At 63.5% G+C, this 14,955-nt stretch carries 10 protein-coding genes, 2 tRNA genes and 1 pseudogene; 4 read left to right on the top strand and 9 right to left on the bottom strand.

Annotated elements, in window-relative coordinates; translation table 11 throughout:
* Nucleotides 1-102 precede the first annotated feature (102 nt).
* Nucleotides 103-180: transfer RNA gene (locus H5T73_10330), tRNA-Glu, on the bottom strand.
* 20 nt (nt 181-200) lie between these two features.
* Nucleotides 201-274: transfer RNA gene (locus H5T73_10325), tRNA-Gln, on the bottom strand.
* 238 nt (nt 275-512) lie between these two features.
* Here H5T73_10325 and H5T73_10320 point away from each other — a divergent pair.
* From H5T73_10320 to H5T73_10305, 4 genes and pseudogenes are all read left to right on the top strand, one after another.
* The gene (locus H5T73_10320) at nt 513-2,183 is read left to right on the top strand and encodes a Na/Pi cotransporter family protein (GenBank protein MBC7248155.1); all 1,671 of its coding nucleotides are present in this window, start codon (nt 513-515) and stop codon (nt 2,181-2,183) included.
* A gap of 164 nt (nt 2,184-2,347) precedes the next feature.
* A pseudogene (locus H5T73_10315) lies at nt 2,348-3,251 on the top strand (GGDEF domain-containing protein).
* Nucleotides 3,252-3,372: 121 nt separating this feature from the next.
* Complete coding sequence (locus H5T73_10310) at nt 3,373-4,353, top strand: DUF523 and DUF1722 domain-containing protein (protein MBC7248154.1); 981 nt, start codon at nt 3,373-3,375, stop codon at nt 4,351-4,353.
* A gap of 57 nt (nt 4,354-4,410) precedes the next feature.
* The gene (locus H5T73_10305) at nt 4,411-5,784 is read left to right on the top strand and encodes a deoxyribodipyrimidine photo-lyase (protein ID MBC7248153.1); all 1,374 of its coding nucleotides are present in this window, start codon (nt 4,411-4,413) and stop codon (nt 5,782-5,784) included.
* Between the two features lie 18 nt (nt 5,785-5,802).
* On the opposite strand, the gene H5T73_10300 is transcribed toward H5T73_10305, so the two are convergent.
* The 7 genes from H5T73_10300 to H5T73_10270 all read right to left on the bottom strand — a co-directional run bounded on the left by H5T73_10300 (nt 5,803) and on the right by H5T73_10270 (nt 14,928).
* Entirely contained in the window at nt 5,803-7,863 is a 2,061-nt protein-coding gene (locus tag H5T73_10300) for a L,D-transpeptidase family protein (protein ID MBC7248152.1), read from the bottom strand.
* A gap of 374 nt (nt 7,864-8,237) precedes the next feature.
* On the bottom strand, nt 8,238-9,290 hold the full coding sequence (locus tag H5T73_10295) for a L,D-transpeptidase/peptidoglycan binding protein (protein MBC7248151.1): 1,053 nt from the start codon (nt 9,288-9,290) through the stop codon (nt 8,238-8,240).
* A gap of 312 nt (nt 9,291-9,602) precedes the next feature.
* Nucleotides 9,603-10,295, bottom strand: coding sequence for an FAD/NAD(P)-binding protein (locus tag H5T73_10290; protein MBC7248150.1), 693 nt, complete (start codon nt 10,293-10,295; stop codon nt 9,603-9,605).
* Between the two features lie 143 nt (nt 10,296-10,438).
* Nucleotides 10,439-11,464, bottom strand: coding sequence for a 4Fe-4S dicluster domain-containing protein (locus H5T73_10285; GenBank protein MBC7248149.1), 1,026 nt, complete (start codon nt 11,462-11,464; stop codon nt 10,439-10,441).
* 12 nt (nt 11,465-11,476) lie between these two features.
* Complete coding sequence (locus tag H5T73_10280) at nt 11,477-12,460, bottom strand: 4Fe-4S dicluster domain-containing protein (GenBank protein ID MBC7248148.1); 984 nt, start codon at nt 12,458-12,460, stop codon at nt 11,477-11,479.
* Nucleotides 12,454-12,891, bottom strand: coding sequence for a hydrogenase iron-sulfur subunit (locus tag H5T73_10275; protein MBC7248147.1), 438 nt, complete (start codon nt 12,889-12,891; stop codon nt 12,454-12,456). The genes H5T73_10280 and H5T73_10275 overlap by 7 nt, the downstream gene beginning before the upstream one ends.
* Nucleotides 12,892-12,894: 3 nt before the next feature.
* On the bottom strand, nt 12,895-14,928 hold the full coding sequence (locus H5T73_10270) for a CoB--CoM heterodisulfide reductase iron-sulfur subunit A family protein (GenBank protein MBC7248146.1): 2,034 nt from the start codon (nt 14,926-14,928) through the stop codon (nt 12,895-12,897).
* Nucleotides 14,929-14,955: the final 27 nt, after the last annotated feature.

Below are 14,955 nucleotides of genomic sequence, written 5' to 3'. Positions count from 1 at the left end.
CATTACCATCGCTTGTATCCCAGGTTCGCATCCGCGGCCGTCCTTCACGAACATCCACTTCCCCGCACTCCATAAAAAGGCCCCTTGCGGGGGCCTTGAGCTTGGTAGCGCATGCGGGATTCGAACCCGCGATCTCCGCCTTGAGAGGGCGGCGTCCTAGGCCAACTAGACTAATGCGCCACGCATTCCATATTCGGTTCTGGCTGGGGGAGAAGGATTCGAACCCTCACAACGAGATCCAGAGTCTCGCGTCCTACCGTTAGACGATCCCCCAAGGGAATTCCGTGGGTTATGATAGCATAACCTCGCCATACGCTCAACGAATCACACCGGTTTCGATCCCCTGTTTGAACGTTCCGCTTACCTCTTTGAGGCTCTTGCGGAATTGCGCCCCGCGCTCACTCTTGCCCCCTTGTGGGAACGTCATCAGGACTATATAATTCCGCCTTGGGTGAGGAAAAGTAGGAAAAGTCGCCAAGAAAGTCCTGTTTTTCATGGAGAAAAACTGAAATATGAAGCTCGAGGCCACCTCCATCTGGTTCGGGGTCATCGTCCTTTTCGGAGGCCTGGGCCTCTTTCTTTTCGGCATGTACCTCATGAGCGAGGGGCTGCAGCTGGCGGCGGGGGACCGGCTTCGCCGCATGCTGGAAGGGTTGACCAGGAACCGCTTCCGGGGAACGCTCGTGGGGGCGGGGGTCACCGCCCTCATCCAGAGCTCCTCGGCCACCACCGTCATGCTGGTGGGCCTGGTCAACGCCGGGCTCATGAAGTTCTCCCAGTCCGTGGCGGTCATCTTCGGGGCCAACATCGGCACCACCGTCACCGGCCAGATCGTGGCCTTCAACGTGAAGACCCTTTCCTTCCCCTGCATCGGCCTGGGCTTCACCCTCTACCTGCTCTCCAATAGGAAGGTATGGAAATACACCGGGCAGGTGCTGCTGGGCTTCGGTATACTCTTTTTGGGCATCGAGCTCATGAAGGGGGGGCTGGCTCCCCTGAGCACATCGGGGACCTTCGAGAGCTGGCTGGTCAGATACGGGGGTAACTGGTTCCTGGGGCTTCTCCTGGGCGTCATCATCACCAGCTTGGTGCAGAGCTCCTCGGCCACAACGGGTATGGTCATAGCCATGGGCGCCGCCGGGGTACTCTCCATAAACGGGGCCGATCCCCTGCGCATCGCCATCCCCATCATCCTCGGCTGCAACATCGGCACCTGCATCACCGCCCTCATCGCCAGCCTGGGCGCCAGCCTGCCCGCCAAGAGGGTGGCCGTGGCGCATTACCTGTTCAACATCTCCGGCACCCTGCTCTTCCTTCCCTTCCTCTCCCTTCTACCGAAGGTCACCCTGAACATATCCGATTTCTTCGGGGCCAGACCGGACGATATCGCCCGCCAGATCGCCTGGTTCCACACCTTCTTCAACCTCACCATGACCGTGGTCTGGCTTCCCTTCATCAACCAGTTCATCTGGCTCGTGAAGAAGATCAAGCGGGGCGAGGAACCCATCGCGGAAAGGGACCCCCTCTTCCTCGATCCCCGCATATTCCACAACCCGGCCCTGGCGCTGGAGATGGCGCGCAAGGAGATCACGCGCATGGGGCGCATCACCCTGGAAATGCTGCACACCTCCATGGGTTACCTGAAAAAGATGGAACGGGGCGGCAAGAAGCAGCTCATGGAGATGGAATCCATCGTGGACGGCCTGGCCCACTCCATAATCGAGTACCTGTCCAAGCTGTCCCAGGAACCCCTCGCCGACGAGCAATCAGAGCGCCTGGTGGGCTACATGCACGCGGTCAACGACATCGAGCGCATCGGGGACCATGCGGAGAACATCATGTACCTGGCCATGAACAAGTCGGAGGACGGCCTCTCCTTCACGGAAACGGCGGTCCAGGAGATGGAGGAGATCTCGGGAACCGTCATCGACATGTACCAGGGCATCATCGACGCCTTCGAGAAGGAGAGCCCCGAGGAGGCTCTCCACTACCAGTCCTTCGAGCACCTGGTGGACGAGATGGCCAGCCGCTTCCGCCGCAACCATCTCCAGCGCCTGAACCGCGGGGAATGCGACGGCGCCGCCGGGGTGGTTTTCCTGGACACCCTGAGCAACCTGGAGCGCATCGGGGACCTGTCCAACAACGTGGGGCACGTGACCACCGGCGCCCTGGAAAAGCTGTAAGCCTTTCTGAAAGTGCTCCCGCGCAAGGCACCGCGCACGTCCTCACGGTGAGAACCCGCTCTGCGACTCCACCTGGCGTGCCGGCGCCGTGCTGATCCTCCTCAGAATCCGGTGTTGCAAAATGGGTATAATTCAAGTAAGGCCCGCAGAATAAAGGAAACGCCATGCATTACGAAGAGGGGTTCTACAAGCAACTCCTGGACAACCTCTACGACGGCGTCTATTTCCTGGACGCCGAGAGGAGCATAACCTACTGGAACCACGGCGCGGAGAGGATCACCGGCTACAAGGCCGAGGAAGTGGTGGGCTGCTACTGCCGCGAGAACATCCTGGAGCACGTGGATGAAAACGGCAATCGCCTGTGCGACAGCGACCTCTTCCCCGCCGTCAGGACCTTGAAGGACGGCCTCGACAGGGAGAAGGTGCTTTACCTGCGCCACAAGGACTGCCACCGCGTCCCGGTGCAGATAAAGGTGTCTCCCATCCAGGATCCGGGCGGCAGGGTGATCGGCGCGGTGGAGATCTTCGGCGACGCGACCTCGCACCTGGACAACTTGCAGACCATCGAGGAACTGAAAAAGGTAGCCCTCCTGGACCCCCTTACCGGCATCGGAAACCGCCGCTACGGCGAGATGAACCTGCGTTTTCGCAAAGGCGAGATGGAAAGATCCGGGTGGTCGTTCGGGGTCCTTTACATGGACCTGGACGACTTCAAGTCGGTCAACGACACCCACGGGCACGAGGTGGGCGACAGGGTGCTGAAGATGAGCGGCTACCATGAGCAATAACCTGCGTTCCTTCGACACGGTGAGCAGGTGGGGCGGGGAAGAATTCGCGGCACTGGTGGTGAACGTCGACCGGGAAAGGCTCTTCCGGGTCGGCGAGAAGCTGCGCCGACTGGTGGAACAGTCCGGTTTGCGCCTGGGGGACCGCCTTATTAAAGTGACCATGACGGTGGGCGGCACCCTGGCCGGGGAGGCGGATTCGCCCGAGGAGCTGTTATCCAGGGCTGACGCGCTCATGTACCAGGGCAAGGAGATGGGCAAGAACTGCGTGTTGGTATCCTGACCCCTGGGCGAGCGAGGGGAAGAGGCACGCCGAGGCTCCCGTACCCGGGGTCACCGCACAAGGGGAAGCAGTTCGCACGGCCCTGGCGCCCGCTCAAAAGGATAAAGCAAGGGGGTGCGGAATGCCCGCTACACATGCGGCGACGAGGCCCGTGTTGGTCATAAGCAGGTGTCTCGGTTTCGATAACTGCCGCTGGAACGGGGAGATCATCCGGGACGAGTTCGTGGAGCTCCTGGCCGAGCACGTGGATTTCATGACCGCGTGCCCGGAAGTGGAGATAGGCCTGGGCGTGCCCCGCGATCCCATCCACGTCGAAGCGGGGAAAGACGGGCGCCGCCTGGTACAGCCTGCCACCGGCAGGGATGTCACCCGGGAGATGCTCTCTTTCTGCTCTTCCTTCCTCTCTTCCCTGGGCGAGGTGGACGGCTTCCTCCTCAAGGCCCGTTCCCCCTCGTGCGGCATCGGCGACGTCAAGGTCTTCCCCTACGGCGGAGGAAGCTCGGGGGCCATCGACAAGGGTCCCGGCTTCTTCGGGGAAGAGGTGCTGCGAAGATTCCCCCTGCTTCCCGCGGAAAGCGAGGGCAGGCTGAAGAATTTCCGCCTGCGGGAGCATTTCCTGACCCGCGTCTTCGCGCACGCACGTTTTCGTGCGGCAGCGGCAAAGGGGTCGGCGGGAGCGCTGGTCGATTTCCACGCCCGCAACAAGTTCCTGCTCATGGCCTATAACCAGGCCGCGTTGAAGGAGCTGGGAAGGCTGGTGGCCAATCCCGACCGCAAGGAGGCCGGGACACTTTTCGCGCTCTACCGTGAGCGCTTCCTCAAGGCCTTGGCCAGACCCCCGCGCCGCACCTCCGACATCAACGTGCTCATGCATGCCCTGGGTTATTTTTCCAATATGCTCACGGCCGGGGAAAAAGCCCACTTCCTGGAAGCTCTCCAGAAATACCGGGAAGGGAGGGTACCGTTGAGCGCCCCGCTTTTCGTCGTCGGCTCCTGGATCGCGCGCTTCGGGGAAGACTACCTCGCGGGGCAGACCTATTTCCACCCCTACCCCGAGGAGCTGGCCCTGATAGCCGATTCCGGCAAGGGCAGGGACCTTTAAGCGCTCGCGGGACATGAACGGGGTCGGGCACGGTTCCGCTCGAGGAGGAAGACGGCTTTGATCCAGCGCGAACGAATAAAGTCTCTCAAGGCGGGCACGCCGGCGCCGGGGCGTTACGTCCTCTACTGGATGCAGGCTTCCCAGCGCGCCGAGTACAACCATGCCCTGGAATACGCCGTGGAGATGGCGGACCAACTCCATCTCCCGCTGGTCGTCTTCTTCGGGATCACCGGCAGGTACCCGGGAGCCAACCGGCGCCATTACCCCTTCATGCTCGAAGGCCTGGGGGAGGTGAGTGCGTCCCTGCAGGAGCGGGGCATAAAGTTCGTGGTGCGCGCGACTTCCCCGGAAAAGGGTGCCCTGGACCTGGCCGGCGAGGCGGCCCTACTGGTCATGGACCGCGGCTACCTTCGCCACCAGAGGGAATGGCGCAGGAAAGTCTCCGGGCGCGCCCCGTGCCCCGTCGTCCAGGTGGAAAGCGACGTGGTGGTCCCGGTGGAGACCGCCTCTTCCAAGGAGGAATACTCGGCGGCCACCTTCCGGCGCAAGATCTCCAAGGTCCTCCATCATTTCCTGGTACCCCTCGCACAGCGGGAACCGAAACGCCGGGGCGACGGCCTGGAGATCGAGGGACTGGACCTGTCCGATCCGGCCGGCCTCATGAAGGACCTGAGGCCCTTGCGGGCACCGTCTCCCGTGGATTCCCCCATCGGTGGTACCAGCGAGGCCAAGGCCAGGCTGCGTTTCTTCATCCGGGAAAAACTGGACCGTTACCACCTTCTTTCCAGCCATCCCGAGCTGGATTATACCTCCGGCCTCAGCCCCTACCTTCATTTCGGACAGGTCTCCCCCCTGCAGGTGGCCCTGGAGGTCAGGAATGCCGGGGGTCCCGGCGCGGAAGCCTTCCTGGAACAGCTCATCGTGCGCCGCGAGCTCAGCGTCAACTTTGTCTTTTACAATACCGCCTACGATTCCCTGGAAGCCCTTCCCGCCTGGGCCCTGCAGACCCTGCGGGAGCACGCCGGCGACCGCAGGGATTATCTCTATACCCTGGATGAACTGGAGGAAGCACGCACCCACGATCCCTTCTGGAACGCCGCCCAGAAGGAAATGCTTGGCACGGGAAGCATGCACAATCACATGCGCATGTACTGGGGGAAGAAGATCCTGGAATGGACGCGGTCGCCGGGGGAAGCCCTGCGCATCGCCCTTTACCTCAACGACCGCTACCAGCTGGACGGGAGGGACCCCAACGGTTACGCGGGCGTCCTGTGGTGTTTCGGGAAGCACGACCGGCCCTTCGCCGAGAGGCGGATAACCGGGAAGGTGCGCTGGATGAGCCCTGACGGGCTGCGCCGCAAGTTCGACATGGAAGCCTATCTCGACAGGACGGAACGGGCCTACCGGAAAACGTTCGCGGACGGATCCTGACCCCGAGGTGTTAAGGGTTCAGTAGCCGCGGGTCATCACGAAGTACATGACCCGCTCCGCCATCACCGGCTGGTCGGAATGGACCGCCATGGCGAAGGCCGCGCGCTCCAGGCCCGGGAGGTCGTCCACGCGCACCGTTACGCGGCGGTGTGGACCCACGTAGGCAACGAAGGCGGGCACGGCGCCGTCCTCGCGGTAGAACTCAAGGCCCACGCTCGCGCCCGCGTCTCCCGGGTTGGAGAGTACCAGGTAGGTGTCGAAGGCCTGGTCCGTGTACCCCTCGGCGAAATACCAGTCCCTGGAAGCAAGGCCCGAGCCCAGCGTGGCGTGTCCGCCCCGGTGGCTGTCCAGGTCGTAATACATGGACCTCTCCGCCACCACCGGCAGATCGGAGAAAACGCTGCACGCCACGTCCTTTCCCCCCAACCCCTCCTGGGCGTTCACGGGGATGGTGAGGCGGGAGCGGCCTCCGACCCAGTAATCCCGGGGCAGGTTGGCGTCCGGGAGCTGGTAATCGACGTGTATAAAGGTGCCTTCGTCATTGGGGTTCCCCACCGTCAGGTAGTCCTCGAAAAACGGCCGCGTGCATCCCTCCGCGAAATACCAGGTGGTGGAGGACTGCGTGGCGCCGACGGAAGCATGGCCCCCGCCAATATAGCCCTTGTTGAAATACATGGCCCGCTCGGCCACGATGGGCTCGCCCGCGTGGACGTGCATGGAAAAGGCGGCATCTCCCAGCTCCGGGAGGGCGTCCACGGGGATGGTCAGGCGCGAGTGCGGCGCCAGGACATATGGTAGATCGACCGTTCCCCCGCCCTCGAGGAGGAAATGCACCCAGGCCTCGGTGGCCGTATCGCCCGGGTTGGAGAGGAGCAGGTATGTGTCGAACCTCGAGGCGGTGTATCCCTCCGCGAAATACCAGTCCCGGGAGAGCTGCGCGGCCCCGATGGTGGCGGTGCCGTCGTCCCGCGACCCCGCGGCGAAGTACACGGCACGCTCGGCCACGATGGGCTCCCCCGCATGGACGTGAGCGGAAAAGGAGACGGCATCCATACCGGGGACCTGGTCCACGGGGATGGTCAGGCGCGAGTGCGGTGCCAGGCTCACGTTCTGTTCCACCACCGAACCGTCCTCCCGGTGGTAGGCGACACTGGCCACGGTCCCGCTTCCTCCTGGATTGGAGAGCAGCAGGTAGGTGTCGTACCCTTCCGAGGTGTAACCCTCGGCGAAATACCAGTCCCGGGAGAGCTGTGCTGCCCCGATGGTGGCGTGACACCCCGATATGACCCTTCTGGCCAGCGAAGCGTAGGTGATGTGGAGGGGAGTCCCGTCGGGAGCCCAGTAAAAGGGCCAGTAGGCCTCGAGGGGATGCAGGCGGATGCAACCATGGGAGGCGGGCGCCCCCAGGCCTGTCTCATAGCCGCGTAGACCGCGTGGCCAGGCGTGCATGCCGTGCGCGGAGGTAAAGGACATCCAGTAATCGCAGACCGCTCCACCCAGGCCGCCGTGGCTGCGGTAATGCCCGAGGATGCGGAAGTTCCCCGTGGGAGTGGCGTTGCTGAGCCCGGTGGAACAACGCATGACGTTGACCAGCTGGTCACCCTCGAAAAAGTAGATGCGCTGGTCGCTGAGGGAGCAGGTCATGCTCTTCGCCCCACCCGCCGTCCGTACGCCGGGAGCGAGGGAGGCATCCACCCTGCGGGAAAGGGGACCCTCCCGCATCTCTCCGTCCACGCTGGCTACAGCATAATGATATCTTTTTCCCGGTTCCACGGCGTCGTCGAGGAAGACGGGGTACTCCCGCATGGAATCGGCGGCCCTGCCGCCCACGGGGACCAGCATGCCGCCCGCACCTTCCGCGCGATAGACCAGGTAGCCGAAGGCTCCGGGGACTGGCTGCCAGGTAAGGGCGACGCGCCTCCCCACGTCCTCAGGCCTCTGCAGCACGGAGAGGCCCCCGGGGGGAGGCAGGCTACCTCCCTTCCCCACGGTAACCCCGGGTTCCTCGGCCCCGGCGGGAACGGCCGTCGCCAGCATGAGAACCATCATCCCAGTGATCAGGAGAACGCCCTTTTTCATCGCGCGTAAGCCCTCCTCGCATCATCACCGCCGTCGTATGGGAGCATATGGCGATCTTCTGCCGATTGGCATGCAGGAATGGCAAAGCAAGACCCATTCACCGCGAAGCATACCACCCGCCCGAAGCCGTACATGTTGCCGTACATATTATTGCTCCCGCCACGAAGCCGTCCCAATACTACCCCATGTCTCGACGTGGGCGGAGCGACCCTTTAAGCATCCACCGGCTGCGGGGCTTCCCGGACTCCACGACCTGCGGCGCCATTACCGCTACGGCGGCCAGGCTCCGCGCTCGACCGTGCGCCCGTAAATCCGAAAACGACCTGCGCCCGGACCTCTCCGTGGACGAGGTGTTGCCGGACATTTGACGCGTGTCAGTAAATGAGTACCGGGATCCCTATCTCGACCCTCTCGAAAAGATCCTCCGAATCCCTGATGTACATGCGTATGCACCCGTGAGAGGCCGAAGACCCGATGGACCATGAGCTGTAGGTCCCGTGGATGAAGACACCGGGCGCGCTGGTTCCTATGGCCCTCGTTCCCAGTGGATTTCCCGGACCAGGGGGGATATAGGGAGGCATGGTGGCCGCCCAGGAGGTCCCGGGATTCACCCAGGAGGGGTTCTTCTGCTTGGATATCACCTTATAGGTGCCGCTGGGGGTGGGCCAGGAGGGCATGCCCACCGCCACGGGGTACTGCTTTTCCACCTCCATGTTGTTGTAGAGGGTCAGGCGGTGATTGGTCTTGTCCACCACGATCACCTTGCCCACCTGTTCGTCGGTCACCGGCGGAACGGTGACCTCTATGCTGAGTGCGACCGTGCGCTCCGTGGAGTAGAGCCCGGAGACTATGGCTTCCCTCGCCTGGTCCATGTCCAGGTCCCAGCCCACCTGGGACCTCTGGAAGACGAGTCTCTTCCCTTCCAGGCGGATCTCCGCGCTGATCGCCGGCCGGTCGATGGTGGACTCCAGTTCGGAAAGGAAGGCTTCCAGCTTGCGGCTGTCATAGCGGACGACCAACCCCACGTCCCGGTCCAGTCCCCGGAACGCCACGCGGTTCGCCCACCGTTCGTAGAAAGGTATCTGCTTTCCGGCGGCGATGGCCCGATCCACCGTGGCCTCCAGGTCCACGTAGGCATCTATCTGGAAGAGGGGCAGTGGCCAGGAGTTGCCGTCGAACTCGAGTACCAGGTCGCGGTTGAGCGCCTCCAGGTCAAGCCTGCTTCTCAATCTCTCCAGCGCCTCCTCGCGGCTCAGGCCTCCTATGTTTATCCCCTGCACGTATACGCCCTTGAAGACATGTCCGGCGAAGGCCACGTCCAGGCCGAAGAGGGCCATCCCCGCAACGACGACGAGGGCACACAGGAACGCAACGGCCGCCAATACCATGTGCCGTATAACGCTCGCCGCGTTGAGACGGAAGATCATCTATCCCTCCACCTGCCCCTTGCTGAAGCTCTCCCTCTTCCCGGTCTTTCTCATCTTCCCATCCATCCCACCTTCGCCCGCATTCCCCGCTAAACCTTTCACCGCGGGGCTTATCCTCTCCTCCATCCGTAACCAGATATTAGCACGAGCAACCGCTTCGGCTCCTGCGCCTCCCCTACAGGCACTGAAGGGGTCGGGACCACTCCGTCCCGTCGGCAAACATACCCGATCGAAAGGCGCCTGAGGAAACGCCGGGGGCGGAGCAAGAGCCCCGCCCCACCACGTAAAAAAGACCGCGCGCCGGTCACGCGATCAAGCGAAGGCCTCGGGTATCTCCTTGAGCTGGGAATAGGAGAAGACCGGGCCGTCCTTGCACACGTAGAGATGGCCCACGTTGCAGCGCCCGCATTTCCCGATGCCGCATTTCATGCGGTTCTCGAGGGTGGTGTAGACCTGGTCGGGGGTGAAGCCCAGCTTCTCCAGGTTCTGGAGGACGAACTTGATCATGATGGGTGGCCCGCAGGTGACGGCGATGGCGTTCTCCGGGGAGGGAGAGACCTCCATGAGCAGGGTGGGCACGAAGCCCACGAAGTGGGGCCATCCCTCCTCCTCCACGTCCACCGCCAGGTGGCAGCAGGCGTCCCCGCACGAGTTGAGGTCCTCGAACTCCGTCTTGAAGCAGTGGTCCGCGGAAGTACGCGCGCCGTAGATGACGGTGAGCTCACCGAAATCGTCGCGGTTGTCGCGGATCCACTGGATCACGGGGCGCAGGGGCGCCTGGCCGATGCCGCCGCCGATGGTGATGATGTTCTTCCCCTTCCACTCCTCCAGCGGGAAGTTGTTCCCCAGTGGTCCGCGCACGAAGAAGGAATCCCCCGCCTCCAGCTCGTGCAGGGCGGTGGTGTTCTTGCCCATCTTCATGATGCTGAAGCGGAGGTAACCCTTCTCCGTGGGCGAGGAGGAGATGCAGAACATGGACTCCCCCACCCCGGGGATGCCCACCATGGCGCACTGGCCCGGCAGGTGGCTCCAGTTATCCCACACCTTCTCGTCGGCGAAGGTGACCTTGAAGGTCTTGATGCAGCGGTCGCCCGGCGTCTCGTACCAGGCCTCCAGTATCTTTACCTCGTAGGGTATGTACGGGTTCTTCATGAGGCATCCACCACCTGTTCCAGGATCTCGAGGATGTCGATGTTCACCGGGCAAAGGTTGATGCAGCGCCCGCAGCCCACGCAGGCGATGACCTCGAACCGCTTCGGGTAGTAGGAGTACTTGTGGCTGATGCGGTTTCTCGTCCTCTCACGCCGTGTCGGGCGGGGATTGTGCCCGGAGGCATGGAGGGTGTACTCGCTGAACATGCAGGAGTCCCACATGCGCGCGCGGCGGCCCTCCCCCGTCTCCTCCACCTCGTCCTGGATGTCGAAGCAGTGGCAGGTGGGGCAGAGGAAGGTGCAGATGCCGCAGCCGAGGCACGCGGCGGAGACCTTCTTCCACAGCTCGTGCTCCCACAGGGTGGGCAGCTTCTCCGGGATGCCCTCGGTGTTGATGGAACGGGCGATCTTGCCCTCCGCCGCCGCCGCCATCTCCTCCACCTTCTTCTCGTCGCCGGCGGGAGCGTCCTCCAGGTGGGCGGAAAGGGTCCCCAGGAGGTTTTCGCCCTTCTCCGTCAAGGGCTGCACCAGGTAATGGTCTCCCATGTCGGTGAGGAGGACGTCCAGGCCTTCTTTCCCGAAGGGGCTGCCCCCCAGCGAGGTGCAGAAACAGTTCACCGATGGGGGCTCCACGCAGGCCATGCCCACCAGGGTGGTGAGCTCCCTGCGCTTGAGGTAATAGGGGTCGTCGAAGTCCCAGCTGAAGAGCCGGTCCACGATGGCCATGGCCCGGGCGTCACAGGGACGGAGGCCGAAGATGACCGTGGTCCCCTCCTCCTCCACGTCCTTCTCCTTGAGTTCCGGGCTGCCCCGCAGGAAGCGGAAGAGGGTCTCCGTCTGCGGGAAGACGGCCTTCTTGGGGGGGACGGTGGAGTTGCCGTACTCGAGGTAAGCCTCTTCCGGGTCGCTGATCTGCTTGAAGATCACCACCTCGTCCGACCTGGCCGGGGCGATGAGGCGGAACTTGGTGAGCTCCTGGAGGGCTTCCTTTACCTTGTCCTTGCTCAGTTTCTTCACTGCCATGGCACTCACCCTTTACAGTATGAAGTCCTCGCGGTCGTCGACCTTGAAGGTGGCCAGGAGCGGCGGCGCCTCCGCGTTCGTTCCCGGCTCGTAGTCGTAGAGCTCCTCCACGTCCTTGTAGAACTTGCGGTTGAGCTCCATGAGGGGGATCTCCACCGGGCATACCCGCTGGCATTCGCCGCACTGTATGCAGCGTCCGGCCAGGTGGTAGGCGCGCGCGATGTGGTAGGCGGTGTTCTCGCTCACGTCCACGCTGCGGCGCATCCACTGGGGGTTGAGCCGGTCCAGCACGCAGTCCTCGCAGTAGCACATGGGACAGACGTTACGGCAGGAGTAGCAACGGATGCAGCGGGAGAACTTCTCCTCCCAGTAAGCCCACTTCTCCTCCGCGGAACGCTTCTCCAGCTCCGCTATGTCGGAGTAATCGTCGTCCGCGAAGCGGGCCACCTCCTCGTCCAGGAGCTGGTCATAGACCAGGGGGGTGGGGTAACGGCAGCGCGTGCACTTGTCCGCCAGGAGCTCCTCCTTCGCGACCTCTTCCTTCTTTCCGTCGTGGGTGAGGATGAAGCTGTCCCCTTCCAGGGCGATCTCTCCCTTCGCCAGGACGCCTGGGAACCTCTTCTCCACCTTGTCCATGTCCACCACGCCGCTGCAGGGAATGCCCAGCACCAGGATGCGCTCCCGCTCGTAGGCCTTCTCCTCCATCTGCTGCACCAGGGCGCGCGAGTCGCAACCCTTGACCATCACCGCCACCTTGCGTAGGTCCGGCTCCTGCCCGCGCGGCACCGGGAGCTTTTCCTCCAGCGTGATGTAGGTGGCCAGGTTATTCACGCAGGCGGGCGTGAAGATCAGCTGGTCGACCTCCTCGGGGGAGGTGACGAAGGCGGGGCGGGCACGGAAGCCGTAGGTACCCTGGCGATAGCCTATGAGCTGCCTCACGTCCTCCCGGGAGATGACCTCCCTGGCTATCTCTCTGAGTCTGGTTACATCTACCAATTTAACTGCCTCCGTTGGAACTTATCCATGGGCCCCACGGCCTTGACGCCGTTGACCACCTCCTCGATGACTTCCTTCCACTTGGCGCCCTCGGAAGCCGACACCCAGCTCATGCGCACCCGCTCGGGCTCTATTCCCAGGTACTCCAGGAAGTTGCGCATGAGGTTGAAGCGGCGCCGGGCGTAGTAGTTGCCCTGCATGTAGTGGCAGTCGCCGGGGTGGCATCCGGAGACGAGTACCCCGTCCGCCCCCTGCTGCAGGGCGTTCATCACGAAAAGCGGGTTGACGCGGCCGGAGCACATCACCCGGATGACGCGCACGTTGGGCGGGTACTGTATGCGGGAGGTCCCGGCCAGGTCCGCCCCGGCGTAGGAACACCAGTTGCAGAGGAAGGCTACTATGTTGGGCTCGAAATCGGTTTTCTCCGCCATGGCTCACTTCACCCCCAGGGCCTGGATCTGCGGGAGTATCTGTAGGTCCTTGAACGAACGCTGCTGTATGGAGCCCGAGAGGCAGGCGGCCGCGCAGGCGCCACAGCCCTTGCACAGGGCCTCGTTCACCCGCGCCACCTTCACCGGCCAGCCCATGCGGTTTATCTCCACCAGCTCGATGGCGGTGTAGGGGCAGACCTGCACGCAGAACCCGCAACCGCGGCAGGTCTCCTCGTTCACCACCGAGGTCTGGGCCTCCACCTTCACCTTGCCCGAGGCCATGGGGATCATGGCCGCCGAGGCCGCGCCCTTGGCCTGGGCCACGGCGTCGGGGATGTCCTTGGGCCCCTGGCAGACGCCCGCCAGGTAGATGCCGTCGGAGGCTGTGTCCACCGGGCGCAGCTTGGGGTGGGCCTCCAGGTAGAAGAGGTCCGATGACTGCGAGAGCTTGAGCAGGTCGATGATCTCCCGGTTGTCGGAGCGCGGCACCAGGCCCACGGAGAGGACCACCATGTCCGTCTCGTGCTCCAGGGGCGTGGCGGTCAGCGTGTCTTCCGCCCGCACCACCAGCTTGTCGCCCTTCTTGTAGATCTCCGAGGGGTTGCCGCGGATGTAGCGCACGCCCTCGCGGCGCACGCGGTCGTAGAACTCCTCGAAGCCCTTGCCGAAGGCGCGCACGTCCATGTAGAAGATGGTCACCTCGCAGTCGGGGAGCTTGTCCTTCACCAGATGGGCGAGCTTCGCGGTGTACATGCAGCAGACGCGGGAGCAGTACTCGTTGCCCACGCTCTTGTCGCGCGAGCCCACGCACTGGATGAAGGTGACGCTCTCCGGGGAGCGCGGCGCTTCCGCTTCCTCGCCCTCCTTCTTCTTTTTCTTCTTGCCCCGCTCGAGCATGACGATCTTGCCGCCGGTGGGCCCGGAGGCGTTCACCAGGCGCTCGAACTCGAGGGCGGTGAGCACGTTGTCGTAGACCCCGTACGCGTACTCCGGCTTCTTACGGGCGTCGAAGACGTCGTAGCCCGTGGCCACGATGATGGTGCCCACCTTGAACTCCACTATCTCGTCCTCGAGCTCGAAGTTGATGGCACCCGCCTTACAGGCCTCCTGGCACTTGGGGGACTCCCCGCACTTCCCCTTGGTGAGGAAGAGGCAGTTCTCCTTGTCGATGGTGTACTTGGCGGGAACCGCCTGGGGGAAGGGGAGGTAGATAGCCCCCCGCATGCCGATGCCCTCGTCGAACTCGTTGGGGAAGCGGCCCGCCATGCGGCAGGCCTCGGCGCAGTCGCCGCATCCCGTGCACTTGTCCATGTCCACGAAGCGGGACTTCTTGCGCACCTTGATGTCGAAGTTGCCGATGTAGCCGGAGATCTCCTCCACCTGGGAATAGGTCATGAGCTCGATGTTGGGGTGGTTGGCCACGTCCACCATCTTGGGGGTGAGGATGCAGGCCGAGCAGTCCAGGGTGGGGAAGGTCTTGTCCAGCTGGGCCATGTGGCCGCCCACGGAGGGTGATTTCTCCACCAGGTAGACCTTGAAACCGGCATCGGCGATGTCCAGGGCGGCCTGGATGCCTGCTATCCCCGCCCCTATGACGAGGCACGAGGGCTCCACGTCCACCTCTTTCACGTCCAGCGCCTCCAGCCGGCGGGCCTTGACCACCGCCGCCTCCACGATGCGCTTGGCCTTCTCGGTGGCGGCGATGTGGTCCTCGTGCACCCAGGAGCACTGTTCCCGGATGTTGGCCATCTCCAGGAAGTAGGGGTTGAGGTCCGCGGAGAGGAGCGTCTTGCGGAAGGTGGGCTCGTGCATGCGCGGCGAGCACGAGGCCACCACCACGCGGTTCAACCCCAGCTTCTCGATGTCGTCGGTGATCAACGCCTGCCCCGGGTCGGAACACATGTAGGAGTAGTTGCGGGCGACGGCCACGTCCGGGAGGGTGGAGGCGAAGCGCACCACCTCCTCCACGTCCACGACGCCGGCGATGTTGGTCCCGCAGTGGCAGACGTAGACTCCGATCTTCGGTTTACCGTTCATCTGTCTTACATCCTCCTCGTGCCTTCG

The organism is Actinomycetota bacterium (genome assembly GCA_014360655.1).
Lineage (GTDB): Bacteria > Actinomycetota > Geothermincolia > Geothermincolales > RBG-13-55-18 > JACIXC01.
This window is presented reverse-complemented; position numbering and strand designations above follow the sequence as displayed.